The sequence below is a fragment of the Burkholderia cepacia ATCC 25416 genome (assembly GCF_001411495.1).
GTDB classification, from domain to species: domain Bacteria; phylum Pseudomonadota; class Gammaproteobacteria; order Burkholderiales; family Burkholderiaceae; genus Burkholderia; species Burkholderia cepacia.
Map to the genome: position 1 here is coordinate 695,579 of NZ_CP012983.1, position 15,708 is coordinate 711,286.

Annotated in this window: 16 protein-coding genes; 13 read left to right on the forward strand and 3 right to left on the reverse strand. The window is 67.2% G+C overall.

Translation table 11 applies throughout. The annotated features are described in order from the left end of the window. Window positions 1–6: 6 nt before the first annotated feature. Genes APZ15_RS35345 through APZ15_RS35355 form a run of 3 tightly spaced genes read right to left on the reverse strand, consistent with a single transcriptional unit; the run spans window position 7 to window position 3,692 of the window. Window positions 7–1,050 carry a glycosyltransferase family 2 protein gene (locus APZ15_RS35345; protein ID WP_027792731.1) on the reverse strand — a complete coding sequence of 348 codons (1,044 nt, stop codon included), beginning with the start codon at window positions 1,048–1,050 and terminating at the stop codon, window positions 7–9. A gap of 24 nt (window positions 1,051–1,074) precedes the next feature. Beyond that, entirely contained in the window at window positions 1,075–2,454 is a 1,380-nt protein-coding gene (locus APZ15_RS35350; protein ID WP_027792730.1) for a glycosyltransferase family 87 protein, read from the reverse strand. After that, window positions 2,451–3,692, reverse strand: a complete 1,242-nt coding sequence (locus tag APZ15_RS35355) for a glycosyltransferase family 87 protein (RefSeq protein ID WP_027792729.1) — start codon at window positions 3,690–3,692, stop codon at window positions 2,451–2,453. The genes APZ15_RS35350 and APZ15_RS35355 overlap by 4 nt, the downstream gene beginning before the upstream one ends. A gap of 1,062 nt (window positions 3,693–4,754) precedes the next feature. Here APZ15_RS35355 and APZ15_RS35360 point away from each other — a divergent pair. The 13 genes from APZ15_RS35360 to APZ15_RS35420 all read left to right on the forward strand — a co-directional run bounded on the left by APZ15_RS35360 (window position 4,755) and on the right by APZ15_RS35420 (window position 15,707). Continuing rightward, entirely contained in the window at window positions 4,755–4,946 is a 192-nt protein-coding gene (locus tag APZ15_RS35360; RefSeq protein WP_027792728.1) for a Flp family type IVb pilin, read from the forward strand. A 140-nt stretch (window positions 4,947–5,086) separates the two neighbouring features. Next, window positions 5,087–5,269 (forward strand): Flp family type IVb pilin, encoded by a 183-nt coding sequence (locus APZ15_RS35365; protein WP_021156632.1) that lies wholly within the window; start codon window positions 5,087–5,089, stop codon window positions 5,267–5,269. Window positions 5,270–5,360: 91 nt separating this feature from the next. Further along, window positions 5,361–5,567, forward strand: a complete 207-nt coding sequence (locus APZ15_RS35370) for a hypothetical protein (protein ID WP_027792727.1) — start codon at window positions 5,361–5,363, stop codon at window positions 5,565–5,567. A 28-nt stretch (window positions 5,568–5,595) separates the two neighbouring features. Continuing rightward, window positions 5,596–6,135, forward strand: coding sequence for an A24 family peptidase (locus tag APZ15_RS35375; protein ID WP_027792726.1), 540 nt, complete (start codon window positions 5,596–5,598; stop codon window positions 6,133–6,135). 32 nt (window positions 6,136–6,167) lie between these two features. Beyond that, window positions 6,168–7,568 carry a P-loop NTPase family protein gene (locus APZ15_RS35380; RefSeq protein WP_027792725.1) on the forward strand — a complete coding sequence of 467 codons (1,401 nt, stop codon included), beginning with the start codon at window positions 6,168–6,170 and terminating at the stop codon, window positions 7,566–7,568. A gap of 35 nt (window positions 7,569–7,603) precedes the next feature. Beyond that, the gene (gene cpaB / locus APZ15_RS35385; protein WP_027792724.1) at window positions 7,604–8,443 is read left to right on the forward strand and encodes a Flp pilus assembly protein CpaB; all 840 of its coding nucleotides are present in this window, start codon (window positions 7,604–7,606) and stop codon (window positions 8,441–8,443) included. Window positions 8,444–8,540: 97 nt separating this feature from the next. Continuing rightward, on the forward strand, window positions 8,541–10,496 hold the full coding sequence (locus APZ15_RS35390; protein WP_027792723.1) for a type II and III secretion system protein family protein: 1,956 nt from the start codon (window positions 8,541–8,543) through the stop codon (window positions 10,494–10,496). A gap of 20 nt (window positions 10,497–10,516) precedes the next feature. Further along, complete coding sequence (locus APZ15_RS35395) at window positions 10,517–10,813, forward strand: hypothetical protein (protein ID WP_027792722.1); 297 nt, start codon at window positions 10,517–10,519, stop codon at window positions 10,811–10,813. 25 nt (window positions 10,814–10,838) lie between these two features. Beyond that, window positions 10,839–12,104 carry a pilus assembly protein TadG-related protein gene (locus tag APZ15_RS35400; protein ID WP_027792721.1) on the forward strand — a complete coding sequence of 422 codons (1,266 nt, stop codon included), beginning with the start codon at window positions 10,839–10,841 and terminating at the stop codon, window positions 12,102–12,104. Window positions 12,105–12,116: 12 nt separating this feature from the next. Beyond that, window positions 12,117–12,650: a TadE/TadG family type IV pilus assembly protein gene (locus APZ15_RS35405; RefSeq protein ID WP_027792720.1), complete on the forward strand. Its 534-nt coding sequence runs from the start codon at window positions 12,117–12,119 to the stop codon at window positions 12,648–12,650. Continuing rightward, entirely contained in the window at window positions 12,647–13,090 is a 444-nt protein-coding gene (locus APZ15_RS35410; RefSeq protein WP_027792719.1) for a TadE/TadG family type IV pilus assembly protein, read from the forward strand. Before APZ15_RS35405 ends, APZ15_RS35410 begins: the two co-directional genes overlap by 4 nt. A gap of 22 nt (window positions 13,091–13,112) precedes the next feature. Next, the gene (locus tag APZ15_RS35415) at window positions 13,113–14,321 is read left to right on the forward strand and encodes a CpaE/TadZ family protein (protein WP_027792718.1); all 1,209 of its coding nucleotides are present in this window, start codon (window positions 13,113–13,115) and stop codon (window positions 14,319–14,321) included. Window positions 14,322–14,339: 18 nt separating this feature from the next. After that, the gene (locus APZ15_RS35420) at window positions 14,340–15,707 is read left to right on the forward strand and encodes a TadA family conjugal transfer-associated ATPase (protein ID WP_027792717.1); all 1,368 of its coding nucleotides are present in this window, start codon (window positions 14,340–14,342) and stop codon (window positions 15,705–15,707) included. The last annotated feature ends 1 nt before the right edge of the window (window position 15,708 follow it).

Here is a 15,708-nt window from a genome sequence, read left to right on the forward strand (position 1 = left end):
CGCGCGTCAGCGTTCGCCGATCCGCGCACGGGTCGGCTGCACGCGCCGGCGAGCGCTCTGGCGGCGCGCATCGCGCGCGACCCGCAGTTCGACCACCTTGCCGTGCGTCTGGTAGCGGCGGCGGATCAGGTAGACGGGCCGTTGCTTCGACTCGTCGTAGATCCGCCCGATGTATTCGCCGACGACACCGATCCCGATGAGCTCGATCCCGCCGATGAACAGCGTGACCGAGATCAGCGACGCGTAGCCGAGCACCGGATTGCCGAACAGCAGTGTGCGGAGGATGATGAACGCGCCGTACAGGAACGCGAGCGCGGCGATGCCGACGCCGATGTAGGTCCAGCTGCGCAGCGGCACGGTGCTGAAGCTGGTGATGCCTTCCAGCGCGAAATTCCACAGCTTCCAGCCGGAAAATTTCGAGTGTCCGGCACTACGCGCGTCACGCTGGTATTCGACGATGACCGTCCGGTAGCCGACCCACGCGAACAGCCCCTTCATGAACCGATGCCGCTCGGGCAGGCTGCGCAGCGCGTTCACGACCTTGCGGTCCATCAGCCGGAAATCGCCGACGTTCTCCGGCAGTTTCACGTCCGACAGCAGGTTGTGCACGCGATAGTAGATCGCGGCCGCCGTGCGCTTCGCGAACGAATCGCACGCGCGGTTGCTGCGCTTCGCGGCGACGACTTCCGCACCGTCGCGCCAGTGTTCGATCATCACCGGAATCAGGCTGGGCGGGTCCTGCAGGTCGGCGTCGAGCGGGATCACCGCGTCGCCGAGGGCTTCGTCGAGACCGGCTGTGAGCGCCGCTTCCTTGCCGAAGTTGCGGGTCAGGTCGATCACCCGCACGCGCCGTTCGCGGGCGCCGATCCGGATCAGCCGCTCGAGCGTGTCGTCGCGGCTGCCGTCGTTCACGCAGACGATCTCGAACCGGATGCCGTCGATGGACGTCATCAACGGCATCACGACGTCGAAGAAGCGCTCGACGGCCTCGCCTTCGTTATAGAACGGCACGACCAGCGATACGAGCGGTATATAGAGTGGTTCCCGCATGATGATTTCCCCTGTGATGTCGCTTCACCGATGCACGCCGATGGTCGGTCGGCCGGTGCGGCGCAATCCGTACGCCGGGCGGTGGTGCGTTCTTGCCGAATGGGTGAACGCGGTGTCGGTCGAGTGGTCGCGTGCGTCCGGCATCGACGGCACGTCGCGCCGGTCCCGGGCGATCCGGCTGACGAGCAGCCCGAGCGACGCCAGCGTGACGAGCGGCATGAACTGGAACGACAGATGCGGCACGACCGCGAGGCCCGCGAGCGGCATCAGCCACAGCAGCGTCAGCCATTCCCGGTCGAAGCGCCGCCAGCCGTGCGTCCACGCGTACCGCGCGTACCACGCGATCACGAGGCCGTACCAGGTCAGGTCGTAGTCGTACAGATAGGGGCTGACGAGCAGGCACGCGCACGCGAGCGTCGCGGCGCGCAGCGCGTACGCGCAGTCGCCGCGCCACGCATAGACGACCGCGATCGCGGCGACCGCGGCCGACAGCAGTTGAAGGCCGTTGGCGACGTAAGCGGGCAGGCCGGCCATCGCGGCCAGCGCGAACAGGGTCGGCATCCGCGCGAGCTTCGCATGGCCGGTGCTGATGACCTGGTAGACATCGCGCATCCCGTGTGCGAACGCGATCCACGAGTCGGTGCCGAACGCGAGCGTGGCGAGCGCGACGCAGGCGACGATCGTCGCGGCCCACGCGGCCAACGTACGCCACTGGCCGGCGCACAGCAGCGCGAGCGGGAACAGGATGGCGACCTGCGGTTTCATCATCAGCAAGCCGAAGCAGATCCCGGCCACGACGGGCCGGCGCTTCAGAAGCAACAGGCCGAGGCCGCCGAACGTCGCGGTAAACAGGCTGGTTTGCCCGATGACGACGGTGATGAATGCGGCGGGGAAGGCCAGCGCGCACAGCCATGCGGTGCCGCGCTGCACGGTCGCATGAATGACGACGGCGAACAGCACATACGTGACGCCGAGCCAGAGCACGACGGCCGGCGTGTACGGAAGCCAGCCGAGCGGCAGGACCAGCAACAGCATGCTGGGCGGATAGAGCCACAGGAGCATGCCGTCCTCGAGATTCATTCCCGGGACGGCGAGTTGCTGGATCGTGAACAACGCGCTGAAATGCCAGACGTCGGCGGCACGCCCGTGCGCGGCGAGCCATGCCGCGCTCCAGATCGCGGAGAAATCCTCCGACAGCGGCACCAGCGCGGCGCCATGCTGCAAGTACATTCGGGCGATGTAGATGCCGATGAACAGCAGTTCGGCCAGCAACGCGGCGCCGGCATAGACGCGTACACGATCGCGATTGAGCCAGTGAGGATAACGGCGCGGGCCGGCGATCGGGAGTTCCGGGTGCGCATCCGTCTCGGGACGGGCGTGGAAAACGGAATGGGGCGTTTTCATCGCGAGCTCCGGGGCGAGCACTGCGCGGCGCGGCGAACGACGACGAACAGCACCGCAAGCAGCACGATCGGGCCGATCTGCGGCAGCTTCATCAAGCGGTTCAGCATTTCGAAGATCGGCAGCAGCCAGGCGAGCACGATCACGGCCTGGTCGCCGGGCAGCCAGCCTTCATCGAGGCCATGGGCGATCAGGCAGAAGATCGCGATCCCGAGCCAGGTCAGCTCGTAGTGCCACAGATAGGGTGTAGTCAGCAAGGTGGCGACGGCCAGTGCCGCGCCGCGCAAGCGCATGTCGGGCGTGCGCCGCCAGACATCGACGGTCGCCGCGATCGCGAGCAGCGCGATCACGGCCTGCGCGGCCAGGGCAGCCGGCACCGGGAAGCCCGAGAGCCGCAGCGCGGCGAACGGCGTCGGCGAAGCGAGCCAGTAGGACGGCAGCATGAAGTGCTGGCCGCGCACCGTCGCCACGGCGTCGCCCAGCCCATGCAGTGCGCCCGTACCGGTCAGCGCGATCCCGGCCGCCGCGAACAGCGTTGCGCTGATTGCCGCCGCCGCGAACGTGCGCCACGCGCGCGCCGCGATCAGCGCGAACGGGAACACCACCGCCAGCTGCGGCTTGATCGCGAGCAGCCCGATCAGTACGCCGGCCGCGACCGGGCGCTTGCCGAGCAGATGCAGCGCGAGTGCGGCGAGGCCGGCGGTCAGGATGCTGTTCTGGCCGAACAGCGCGGACATGCACACGGCCGAATACGCGACCACGACGATCGCCGCGGCGTGCGGCACCGGAAGATGCGCGCGCAATCCCGACAACCGCGAGACGGCGAACGCGTAGCATAAAAGACTGCCCGCGAAAAAGAGGAAATATGCGGGCAGGAAAGGCACAAGGGCAACCGGAGCGATGAACAGCAACATCGTCGGCGGATAGAGCCAGGGAAGCGACCGGTGCTGCAAATACGTGTCGAATTGTGCGAGCTCGGCCTGCAGGAACAAGGAAGGGTCGTAGGCCGATGCGGCATGGCCTTGCAACACCAGGTGCGATGCGGTCCAGAAAACGGAGAAGTCGACGCCCGGGCGGACGGCGGCGTTCGACGTGAAGCCGTTCGTCACGAAGCCCCAGACAATCAGCAACGCGGCGAAGAGCATCAGCATGATGCAGCTGTACGGAACGATCCGGTCGGCTGTGAGCCATTGAGCACAGCGTATTGCGCGAACGCGCGACCCACGATTGGCTGTGTACATGATTCCCCGTATGTGTGTAGAGGCTGCATGGTTTGTGGCAGCCGTTTCATGTTCTGTCGTGCCTGCGGATCGAATCGCACTGAAATGGCGTCGTCCGGTGAATTCATTGTTGAAGAAAAAATCGCGTGATGCAAATCGCCCGCTGAAATCCGGAATCCGGATTGACCGGTGACGCACGTGAAAACCGTGTTTTCAGGTATGAGAAATCGACGTTTCCGGATTTCGTGTTTCTGCTTTGAAACATTCGGCCAATTTGACCGGCTCCGCATCCCGCCGGCCACACGAGACGCCGGTCGTTTCGCGTGTGCGGGAAAGTCCCGAGTAAAAATTTTTGCTCCTTTGCGGAGCGCGGCGGCAGCCATTCAGGCTTGCAACGCTTGCGGGGAAACATATATCAATTTTGAAACATTTCACGCGCCGGGCCCCGGGCCGGGGAACGCGGGCATCGCCGTAACCCTTGATGCGCCTCGATTCTGCTCGAGGTGGCCTGCTCTTTGCGTAAGCGTTGGCACGGCAGTCGACGAGGTGACGACCGGGCGGTTCCGGCAAAAGACAGACGGAACCCGCATCGGAATCACCGGCGGAAAGAAGGGCCGGAGCGCGTCGGGGAACATGCAGCTCCAGGTCGATCAACCGTGCAAGCCTTCGTCGAGTGACCAATGAGCCCAGGTATCGTCAGGGCAATAAAAAGTCGGCATGGCCGAATATGGGGAATAAAAATGAAAGACCACAGCACATCACGGTTCGAGAACCGGATTAAAAACATATTGCAGCTTATCCGGGAGATTGTTTCCCGTTCATCTGGATTCCATGCGTCGAACGGCAGTCGTGCCGTTCCGGTCGACCGGATTGCCCGGCTTGTCCGGCTTGTCCGACCCCTCGCACCGTACACGCCTCTCTCGCATTCTGCCTCACTGATACCCGTTCGCGCGGACAGGGATGTGCATCCCCGTTCCCGCAGCTGAGCGTCGCGTTCCGATTTTTCGCGTAGTGCCGGTGGTGCCCGTCCCGACGTCGCACAAGACGAAGGGTATTTAATAGCAGTCCGAAAGGAGAGTACTTATGACAAGAGTCATCGAAAAGATCGCCTGGTTCGTCGAGGATCGGGAAGGCGTGACGGCCATCGAGTACGGCCTGATCGCCGCGCTGATCGCGCTCGGCATCGTCGCCGCGCTGACGGCGATCGGTACAGACCTGTCGACCGTGTTCAGCACGATCGCCTCGAGTCTGGACTCGGCGGTAACAGCACTCTGATGGACGGTACGACGAACGGAGCATTCGAATCGCTCGTCGACACCACACGGCAACAACACCCTACCTCGACGTATCGATGCACGGTCAACCGACCAGCCGGCACGCGAGGACTTTGAAAGTCACCACGCAAGGAGATCATCATGACCAAGTTCATTCAACAAGCCGCCCGTTTCGTTCGCGACGAAGACGGCGTGACCGCCATCGAATACGGCCTGATCGCAGCACTGATCGCGGTCGGCATCATCGTGGCGGTCACGGCGGTCGGCACGCAGCTGAAGACCGTGTTCACCACGATCGCTGCCGACCTGACCGCGGCCGTGTGAGGCCGTTGAAAAGCAGAGCGTGCGGACGGCTCGGCCGGTGCAGCGATCGAGCCGCTCCCACGCATCGGATGACCGGGAACCGGAGACCATCATGCAAACCAGGGTGCGTGTCGCAAGCCCCAGGATCGACGCGGAGCAGGGCGCGACGTCGATCGGGTATGCATCCGTCGCGGCGACGTTCGCCGTCGCGGTGCTGGGCAGCGTCGTCACGCCGAAAGGCTCGCTTGCCAATACGTACGCGGTGATCGCAACGGCCGTCACGGCCGCCGTGGCCACTGCGCTGGCAATGGTTTCCTGATCCTTCGATTCGCTCAGCGAGGTTCGCCATGTTGCTCGTTGCGCCGTCTTACCCGATTCCGTTGTGCGTGACGCTGCTCGCGGTATCCGCGGCCGGCACGGACATCGCGGCCCGCCGCATCCCGAACGGCCTCGTCGCGCTCGGCCTGGCGGGCGCGCTGGTCGCCCAGTGCGTGCTGCACGGCGTCCTGGCAGGCGCACTCGGCTGGCTTGCCGGCGCGGCGACCGGCTTCGCGCTGCTGCTGCCGTTCTACCTGCTGCGCGGGATGGCGGCCGGCGACGTGAAGCTGATGCTCGCGATCGGCGCATGGGTCGGCGCGGAAATGACCTGTTACATCGTGCTGGCCACGTTCCTGGCCGGCGGGATCGGTGCGCTCGCGGTCGTGCTGTTGCGCGGCCGGATGCGCCAGATGTGGGCGAACGTCCGCGCGCTGATCGCGCGGCATTCGCGAGGAACGCGCGGGGAGGCCGCCGACGGCCCTGCGGAAATCGCATCGGTCGGCTCGCTGCCGTATGGCGTAGCGATCGCGGCCGGCACGCTGGCCATGCTGTTCGCGTCGCACACCTAGCGCGACGCACCCGCAACGAGGATCGAACGACCATGAACACGAACCATACCGAACCGAGACGCGACGCGCAGGTGGCCCATCTGCCCGATCCGTTGCCGTCGCGGGAGGCTCACACGAAGCTGGGCGCGCAATTGCCGGCCGCGCCGCGCTCGCTCGACGAAACGGGACTGAGCAAGACGTTCGTTGCCGGCCTCGTGCTGAAGTCGACGCTGATGCTCGGCCGCCCGTCGTACGGCGACCTGGTCGAGCGGCACTGCCTGCCGCTCGCGGTGCTCGACGACGTCTTTGCGTTCCTGGTGCGCGAGCACCTCGTCGAACTCACCCATCGCGGCGCGACCGATCTCGACGTGACGTTCCGCCTGACCGACGCGGGCCGCGTGCTGGCGCTCGAGGAACGGGCGCGCAGCGGCTACAGCGGGCCCGCGCCGGTGACGCTCGACGCGTATCTCGAATGCGTGGCGGCTCATTCGGTGCGCAAGCTGCACATCGGCCAGAGCGACGTGTGGGCCGCCTTCGAAGACATCGTGATCGACACGTCGGTGCTCGACGCGGCGGCCGCGGCGCTCAACGCGGGCCGCCCGCTGCTGATCTACGGCCCGGCCGGCAGCGGCAAGACCTTCCTCGCCGAGCGGCTCGGCTCGCTGATGCGCGGTTACGTGCCGGTGCCGCACGCGATCTGCGCGGCCGGCGAAGTGATCCAGATCTACGACCCGCTCGTGCATGTCGACGCGGCATCGCAGCCCGGCGGCCAGTCGGTCGATCGCCGCTGGCGCCTGTGCGAGCGGCCGGTCGTGATGTCCGGCGGCGAACTGACGCTCGACGAGCTCGACCTGCGCCGCGACGAAGCCGCGGGCTTCTACCAGGCCCCGCCGCACATGAAGGCGAACATGGGCATGTACGTCGTCGACGATCTCGGCCGCCAGCGCGTCGAGCCGCGCGACCTGCTCAACCGCTGGCTGCGCCCGCTCGATCGCGGCGTCGATTTCATGACGCTCGAATCCGGCAACCGCTTCGTGATGCCGTTCGACGTCTGGCCCGTGTTCTCGAGCAACCTGGCGCCCGAACAGTTCTGCGACGACGCATTCTTGCGCCGCCTCGGCTCGAAGATCCACGTCGGCGCGCTGTCGATCGACAACTACCGCGCGGTGTTCGACGCGGCCTGCGCATCGCTGGGACTCGTCGCGGCGAGCGATGCATTCGACTACTTGCTGCACCGGCTGCATCTGCCGACCGGCAAGGCGTTTCTCGCGTGCTTCCCGGCAGACCTGCTGCGACTCGTCGCCGCCGGCGCGCGCTATCGCGGCGATCCGGCCGAGGTGACGCACGACGCACTGTACGACGCGTGGGCGAGCTATTTCGGCGCGGGACCTGAACGGGACGGCGTCCATCCGCCGCCCGTCGAGCGCGGCGGACGCACCTTCATCACCGGTTGAGCCGTTTCTTTCACGATTCGTCGAGGAGCATTGCCATGAAAAACAGTCGAGCGATCCTGATGCTGGTCGTCGCGATGGTCGCGGGTCTTGCCGCGGTCGTGTTCGCGTCCCACTGGCTCATGCAGACATCCACGAGTTCGGTCACGTCGGTTGCGGTGGCGGCCACCGACCTGAACCTGGGCGAGCCGCTCGGGCCGAACCAGATCCGCATGGTGAGCTGGCCGTCGGGCAGCGTGCCGACCGGCGCGTTCACCGATACCAAGGCGCTCGAAGGGCGCGTGGTACGCACCAGCCTGTCGCGGGACGAGCCGGTGATCGAGTCGAAGCTCGCGCCGGTCGGCACGAAGGGCGGGCTGTCCGCGGTGATCTCGGACGGCAGCCGTGCGATCACGGTGCGCGTGAACGACGTGGTCGGCGTCGCAGGCTTCGCGCTGCCGGGCAACTACGTCGACGTGATCGTCAACACGCAGGAACAGCAGGGCAAGACCGACGGGCAGAGCATCTCGAAGATCGTGCTCGAGCACATCCTCGTGCTCGCCGTCGCGCAGCAGGTGAGCCGCGACGACACGGCGCCGAAGGTCGTCAACGCGGTGACGCTGGAAGTCACGCCCGACCAGGCCGAGCGGCTCGACCTCGCGCGCAGCGTCGGCACGCTGTCGCTCGTGCTGCGCAACCAGGTCGACCAGAAGACGCTGAACACCGACGGGGCGACCAAGATGACGCTGCTCGGCAAGGAGCCCGCACCCGAAGCGCCCGCGGCGCCCGCTCGCGTACGGACGGTACGCGTGCACGTCGCATCGCATGCGGCGCCGGAAGCGCGGCGCGACTGCGTCGGCGTGCTGACGGGCGTAAGGGGCAGCATCGAGTGTTTCTGAAGCAGATCAACACAGTCACATAAACGGCCGCCGGCAACGCGGCGGCCCTGGAAGTCGATAACCGGCACGGAGCCGGTCTCTCGGGGGATCAGACGAAATGAAGATCAAACCGCAATGCACGGATACCGGCCCGCTGCGCACACGCGTCGCACGGGGCACGATGATGGCCGCGATCCTTTGTTCGGGATGGCTCACGGTTTATGGCGCACTCGCACAGGAAGGCGTCGAGTCGGCGGCGCTGACGAAGGGCGGCGCCAGCGCGCCCGCCGCGGTCGGCAAGGGGCCGATGCAGATGACGATTAGCATGGGGCCGGTTGCGGCCGCCGCGCCCGCCGCATCGGCGGGCCCGCTGCGCGGGCCGAACTGCGTCGGCGCCGTGCGCGAATCGACCAGCGTCAGCGTGCCGCTCGGCAAGTCGCTGCTGGTGCCGATGCCGGAGCCGGTCCGTAACCGGACGATCGGCAATCCGGCCGTCGCGCAGGCCACGATGGTGTCGCCGCAGACGCTGTACATCCTCGGGCTCGCGGTCGGCACGACGAACATGATCGTGCAGGGCAAGAGCGGTGCGTGCCGCGTGATCGATGTGGCAGTCGGCGCGGATGCAGGCGGCCTGCAGGCGTCGCTGCAGCAGCTGATGCCGAACGAGCGCGACATCCGCGTGACGACCGCGGCCGGCACGATCGTGCTGTCGGGCACCGTGTCGAGCTCGCAGGCGGCGCAGCAGGCCGTGCAGATCGCGCGCGCCTACGGCGACAGCGCCGGCGACCCGGCCGCGGGCGGCAAGCAAAGCGGCAGCGGCGTGCTGAACATGCTGGCCGTCACGTCGCCGCAGCAGGTGATGCTCGAGGTGAAGGTGGCCGAGGTGTCGAAGACGCTGATCAACCAGATGGGCAGCGCGCTCAACATCCAGGGCGGGTTCGGTTCGTGGAGCGGGGCGCTGGTCAGCAACCTGCTCGCGGGCGTCGCAAGCGGCGTCGCGTTCAGCAAGGCGAACAACAAGCCGTTCAACCTCGCGGCCGACGCACAGAACACCGACAACCTGGTCAAGATCCTCGCGGAGCCGAATCTCGTGACGATCAGCGGCCAGGAAGCGACGTTCCTCGCCGGCGGCAAGATCTTCATCCCGATTCCACAGAGCAGCGGCAACGGCACGTCGTCGATCACGCTGCAGGAAGAGGAATTCGGCGTCGCGCTGAAGTTCACGCCGACGGTGCTGGCGAACGGCCGGATCAGCCTGAAGGTCGCGCCGGAAGTGTCGGAACTGTCGGCGACGGGCGTCACGCTGAGCTCGACCAACATCGGCGGCACGTCGATCCTGCCGCTGATCACGACGCGGCGCGCATCGACGACGGTGCAGATGAGCGACGGCGAATCGTTCGCGATCGGCGGGCTGATCAAGGACAACGTGACGGGCGCGTTGAAGGCGCTCCCGGGTGTGGGCGAAGTGCCGGTGCTCGGCGCGTTGTTCCGCAGCACGTCGTTCCAGCAGGATCGCACGGAGCTGATCTTCCTGATCACGCCGCACCTGGTGAAGCCGCTGCAGACCGCCGAGGTGCCGCTGCCGACCGACAGCTTCTCGAAGCCGAACGAAGTCGACGTGTACGCGACGGGCAACATGGAAGGCCGCGGCGGCGTCCGCAAGCCTGGCGCACAGCCGTCGAACGGCGCGGCAACTGCCCCGCAGGCACCGGCTCAGGCACCGGCTCAGGCACCCGCACCGGCGCCGCAACCGGATGCCCCGGCCGCCGCGGCCGCCGCGCTGCCCGCACCGCGTGTGCCGCAAGGCGTGGACGCGCAGCCGCCGGTACCGGCCGAACCGCAGAAGACGCCCGCGCCGGTGGCGGTTGTCGTGCCGCGGCCCGACGGGGCCAACGCGGCGAACGCGGCCCGCGTCGCGCGCATCGAAGCCGCCGCCGCGCGCATTGCGGCGGCCGGCCCCGACGCACCGGCCCGGCCGGCCCAGCCGGCCACACCTGCGCGGTCGACGCACCGGCTCCCGGCGGCTGCCCACGCGCAGGTCGCACGCTCGGAATCCGAGCCCACCGATCGTTGATGCCATCCAAGGGGACACTCATGAAATCCGCCTACCTCGTATTCGTGCGCCGTGCGGCGCTCGCCGCACCGCTCGCCTTCGCGCTTGCCGGCTGCATGTCGTCGACCCCGGTGTGGGACACCCGCTTCGGCGAATCGGTCCGCGCCGTGACGCAGGCCCAGATCATCGACCCGCATGCCGCCGAACACGCGGCCGCGACGACGGTGGTCGACGGCGGCGCGGCAGCGTCGGCGCTCGACAACTACGAAAAGTCGTTCAAGCAGGTCGATCCGCCCACGAACGCGTTCGTGATCGGCATCGGCAAGGCCACCCAGTAACGACGGCACGCTCAGGGAGAACGCCATGAACAGCGCAGCCCGCTATCCGAAAGTCATGCGTCGCAGCCTGCATCGCCAGCGCGGTGCCGTCGCGATCATCGTCGGTCTCGCACTGGCGGTGATGATCGGGTTCGTCGGTCTCGCGCTGGATCTCGGCAAGCTGTACGTCACGCGCAGCGAACTGCAGAACAGCGCCGATGCGTGCGCGCTGTCGGCTGCGCGTGACCTGACTTCGGCCATCAGCCTGTCGGTCGCCGAGGCGAACGGTATCGCCGCCGGGCACTTGAATTTCGTGTTCTTCCAGAACAAGTCGGTGCAGATGGCGACGAATTCGAACGTCACGTTCAGCGACTCGCTGACCAATCCGTTCCTGACGAAGGACTCGGTCACGACGCCGGCGAACATCAAGTACGTGCAGTGCACCGCGACATTGAGCAACATCGCGCACTGGTTCATCGAGGTGCTGAACGTGCTGCCGGGCACCAAGCTCGCGAACGCGGCCACAGTGTCGGCGAGCGCGATCGCGACGGTCGGCGGCGGGCAGACGGCGTGCGCGATCCCGGTGTTCGTGTGCCGGGCGACGGGCGCGCCGCCCTACAACGTCGGCGACTGGATCACGTCGCCGTCCGGTTCGTCCTACGGGCCCGGCAACTTCGGCTGGGCGGCACTCGACGGCTCGACGAACGAACCGGCCATCGCGAGCGAGCTGTCGGGCAACACCTGCAATATCACGAGCCCGCCCGACCTCGGCACCACCGGCCTGAAGTCGGCGTCGCTCCGCGCCTGGAATACGCGCTTCGGCATCTATACGAACGGCGCGAACGGCTCGAGCGGCCAGCCCGACTTCACCGGCTACGCGTATGTCGGCCCGAACTACGGGCCGCCCGGAACGCCGGGCATCAAGGGTGATGCGTACACGCAGTTCGTCGCCGACCGCACGACCTTCAAGCCCTACCAGGGCGACGGCGCGCCGCCGTCGGGCAGCGGGATCTCCACCAACGGCACCGTGACGGCGAGCAACTACCAGACCTATGGCGGCGACCGCCGTGTCGCGCTCGCGCCGGAAGGCGACTGCTCGTCGCTGACGGGCAGCAGCGGCAAGGTACACGTCACGCAATGGGATTGCGTGCTGATGCTCGATCCCCTGCCGTTCAGCTCCGGCAGTGGCCCCGTCATAGCGCACCTCGAATACCTCGGCTCGTCCGTCTCCGGCAACAATCCGTGCGCGACGCACGGCTTGCCCGGCGACGGCAGCGCGTCCGGGGTCCAGGTGCCGATGCTCGTTCAATAGGGAGAAGCGATCATGAAAAGGCCCCCGTTTCGCCGTTCGCGCACCCGTGGCGTGGCCGCCGTCGAGTTCGCGATCGTGCTGATTCCGATGATCGTGCTCGCGACCGGCGTGGCCGAGTTCGGCCGCGCGATCTACCAGTATGAGACGCTGACCAAGGCGACGCGCGACGCGGCGCGCTACCTGTCGATCTGGCTGCCGACCGACAGCGCGTATCCGGTATCGGCGGCGCAGTGCCTCGTCGTCTACGGCAGCACGACGTGCGGCCAGGCCGGCACCGAGCTGGTGCCGGGGCTCACGACCTCGATGGTGACCATCTGCGACGCGCAGCATACGACCGGTTGCAGCGACGCGTCCGACCCGGCGCAATTCTCGAACCTGCCGACCTACGACTCGAACAACAACGCGGCGAGCGGCACGGCGACAGGCGCGATCAACGTCGTCGAGGTGAAGATCAAGGGCTACACGTACCAGCCGATCCCCGCGTATCCGGGGCTGACGTCGATCCCGTTCGGCAACATCGTCACCGTGATGAGGCAAGTGTCATGAGCGCGCGCCCAGTCCCCCTGTCACGCCGGCGTGCCCAACGCGGCTCGACGATCGTCGAGTTCGCGCTCATCTCGTCGGTGCTGATCATGCTGCTGCTCGGCATCTTCGAATTCGGCCGCGTGCTGTTCTACTGGAACACCGCAAGCGAGGCCGTGCGCCTCGGCGCACGCACGGCGGTGGTCTGCGACGTGAATGCCGCCGGCGTCGCGAAACGCGTGACGGCGCTGCTGCCGCTGCTGTCGAACGCGAACGTGTCGGTGAACTACTCGCCGACGAGCTGCACCGTAAACACCTGCGCGTTCGTGACGGTGAGCGTCACGAACGTCACGGTCAAGACGATGATCCCGTTCATGAACGTGTCGGTAAAGATGCCGCCGTTCACGACGACGCTGCCGCGCGAAAGCCTGACTTCCGCGACCGGCGGTGCAAACTGCAATTGATCGAACAGGCGAGGCACACGACATGATCAACATCCTCGTAGCTTCCGACGATACCGCGCGGCTCACGCAGATCGCGCGCCTCGTGACCGACTGCGGACGTTATCGCGCCACACGCGCGACCGGCCGCCCGTCGCAGATCGAGCATCGCACCGACGGGCTCGACGCGTTCGACATCCTGCTGGTCGACGGCACGTCGCTCGACGCGCCCGAGCTGGCGGCCATCGAGCGGATCTGCCGGGTTCACACCGGGCTGACCTGCATCCTCGTGACGGCGGATGCGTCGCCGCACGTGCTGCTCGACGCGATGCGCGCGGGCGCGCGCGACGTGCTGCAGTGGCCGCTCGACCTGCAGGCGCTCGGCAATGCGCTCGAACGCGCGGCCGCGCAAAGCACGCGGCGCGACACCGACGATACGCGGATCGTGTCGTTCATGTCGTGCAAGGGCGGGGCCGGCACGAGCTTCGCGGCCAGCAACATCGCCTTCGAGATCGCGGAAGGCTTCAAGCGCCGCGTGCTGCTGATCGACCTGAACCAGCAGTTCGCCGATGCGGCGTTCCTCGTCAGCGACGAAACCCCGCCGTCGACGCTGCCGCAGCTGTGTGCGCAGATCGAGCGGCTCGACAGCGCGTTTCTCGACGCGAGCGTCGCGCGCGTGACGGAGAACTTCCACGTGCTCGCGGGCGCCGGCGACCCGGTCAAGGCCGCCGAGATGCGCGAGGACGCGCTCGAATGGATCCTCGGCGTCGCCGCGCCGCGCTACGACTTCGTGATCTTCGACCTGGGCGTCTGCATCAATCCGCTGTCGATGGTCGCGCTCGATCGCAGCGACCAGATCCAGCTCGTGATGCAGCCCGCGATGCCGCACGTGCGCGCGGGCCGCCGGCTGCTGGAGATCCTCGTGTCGCTCGGCTACTCGACCGACCAGATGCGGCTCGTCCTGAACCGCGCGACGCGCGCGAGCGACCGGACCCGCACCGCGCTCGAGGAAGTGCTCGGCCTGCAGGCGGCCTGCACGATTCCGGACGATGTCGACACCGTGCTCGAAGCGGTCAACCAGGGCCACCCGGTGTCGCGTCTCGCGCGCGGCACGGCGGTCGCGCGTGCGCTGCAGGGATACGCGAAGCAGCTCGTCGAAGGGGAGGTGCGCGTGGGGCGCAGCGCCACGCGCAGCGAACCGCTGATGTCCCGGCTGTTCGGCCGCAAGGCCACGCCGAAGCTCAAGTCCATGTAAATCTTTCGGGGAACCATCATGTCATTGCGCGAACAGATGTCCTTGCACCGGGCCCAGCCGCTGGCGGCGGGCAACGAACCGGCCGGCCCGGCGCATTCGTCGGTACGCGACGCGTACCAGAAGCTGCGCCGCGAAATTCACCTGGCGGTGCTCGAGCGCGTCGAGCTGGAGCGCCTGTCGCGGATGCCGCAGGAGCAGGTCCGGCAGGAAATCGCCGCGCTGATCTCGCGCATCCTCGACGACGAACGGATGCCCGCGAACGACATCGAGCGGCGGCAGCTCGCGATCGACGTGTACGACGAGATGTTCGGCTTCGGCCCGCTCGAAGCGCTGCTGCGCGACCCCGGCATTTCCGACATCCTCGTGAACACGTACCGGCAGGTCTATGTCGAGCGCGCCGGCCAGCTCGAACTGACCGACGTGACGTTCTACGACGATGCGCACCTGATGAAGGTGATCGAGAAGATCGTGTCGCGCGTCGGGCGCCGCATCGACGAATCGAGCCCGATGGTCGACGCACGCCTGCCGGACGGCTCGCGCGTGAACGCGATCATCCCGCCGTCCGCGATCGACGGGCCGCTGATGTCGATCCGGCGCTTCGCGGTCAACCCGCTGAAGATGGACGACCTCGTGCGCTACCACAGCCTGACGCCGCCGATGGCCGAACTGCTCGATGCGCTGTCGCGCGCGAAGGTGAACGTGCTGGTGTCGGGCGGCACCGGCAGCGGCAAGACGACGCTGCTCAACATCCTGTCCGGCTACATTCCGCGCAACGAGCGGATCGTGACGATCGAGGACGCCGCCGAGCTGCAACTGCAGCAGCCGCACGTGCTGCGGCTCGAAACGCGCCCGCCGAACATCGAGGGCAAGGGCGAGATCACGCAGCGCACGCTGGTGCGCAACGCGCTGCGGATGCGCCCCGACCGGATCATCCTCGGCGAAGTGCGCGGCGCCGAAGCGCTCGACATGCTCAACGCGATGAACACCGGCCACGAAGGCTCGCTCGCGACGATCCACGCGAACACGCCGCGCGACGCGCTGACGCGGCTCGAGAACATGATCAGCGTCTCCGGGCTGACGCTGCCGCCGAAGACGATGCGCCAGCAGATCGCATCGGCGATCTCGGTGGTCGTGCAGGCGGCGCGGCTGACGGACGGCAAGCGCAAGATCGTCAGCATCCAGGAGCTGACCGGGATGGAAGGCGACATCATCAACATGCAGGAGATCTTCACGTTCAAGCGCACGGGCGTGGACCGCGACGGCTCGGTGCGCGGCCACTTCTGCGCGACCGGCGTGCGGCCGAAGTTCGTCGAGCGGCTGCAGGCGTTCGGCATCAACCTGCCGGATTCGCTGTACGACCCGTCGCAGCGTTACGAGACGAACTGAC

Excerpts from the sequence above, each read along its gene's own strand:
- APZ15_RS35345 (WP_027792731.1), bottom strand. The coding sequence starts at position 1,050 with ATGCGGGAACCACTCTATATACCGCTCGTATCGCTGGTCGTGCCGTTC.
- APZ15_RS35350 (WP_027792730.1), bottom strand. The coding sequence starts at position 2,454 with ATGAAAACGCCCCATTCCGTTTTCCACGCCCGTCCCGAGACGGATGCG.
- APZ15_RS35355 (WP_027792729.1), bottom strand. The coding sequence starts at position 3,692 with ATGTACACAGCCAATCGTGGGTCGCGCGTTCGCGCAATACGCTGTGCT.
- APZ15_RS35360 (WP_027792728.1), top strand. The coding sequence starts at position 4,755 with ATGACAAGAGTCATCGAAAAGATCGCCTGGTTCGTCGAGGATCGGGAA.
- APZ15_RS35365 (WP_021156632.1), top strand. The coding sequence starts at position 5,087 with ATGACCAAGTTCATTCAACAAGCCGCCCGTTTCGTTCGCGACGAAGAC.
- APZ15_RS35370 (WP_027792727.1), top strand. The coding sequence starts at position 5,361 with ATGCAAACCAGGGTGCGTGTCGCAAGCCCCAGGATCGACGCGGAGCAG.
- APZ15_RS35375 (WP_027792726.1), top strand. The coding sequence starts at position 5,596 with ATGTTGCTCGTTGCGCCGTCTTACCCGATTCCGTTGTGCGTGACGCTG.
- APZ15_RS35380 (WP_027792725.1), top strand. The coding sequence starts at position 6,168 with ATGAACACGAACCATACCGAACCGAGACGCGACGCGCAGGTGGCCCAT.
- cpaB (WP_027792724.1), top strand. The coding sequence starts at position 7,604 with ATGAAAAACAGTCGAGCGATCCTGATGCTGGTCGTCGCGATGGTCGCG.
- APZ15_RS35390 (WP_027792723.1), top strand. The coding sequence starts at position 8,541 with ATGAAGATCAAACCGCAATGCACGGATACCGGCCCGCTGCGCACACGC.
- APZ15_RS35395 (WP_027792722.1), top strand. The coding sequence starts at position 10,517 with ATGAAATCCGCCTACCTCGTATTCGTGCGCCGTGCGGCGCTCGCCGCA.
- APZ15_RS35400 (WP_027792721.1), top strand. The coding sequence starts at position 10,839 with ATGAACAGCGCAGCCCGCTATCCGAAAGTCATGCGTCGCAGCCTGCAT.
- APZ15_RS35405 (WP_027792720.1), top strand. The coding sequence starts at position 12,117 with ATGAAAAGGCCCCCGTTTCGCCGTTCGCGCACCCGTGGCGTGGCCGCC.
- APZ15_RS35410 (WP_027792719.1), top strand. The coding sequence starts at position 12,647 with ATGAGCGCGCGCCCAGTCCCCCTGTCACGCCGGCGTGCCCAACGCGGC.
- APZ15_RS35415 (WP_027792718.1), top strand. The coding sequence starts at position 13,113 with ATGATCAACATCCTCGTAGCTTCCGACGATACCGCGCGGCTCACGCAG.
- APZ15_RS35420 (WP_027792717.1), top strand. The coding sequence starts at position 14,340 with ATGTCATTGCGCGAACAGATGTCCTTGCACCGGGCCCAGCCGCTGGCG.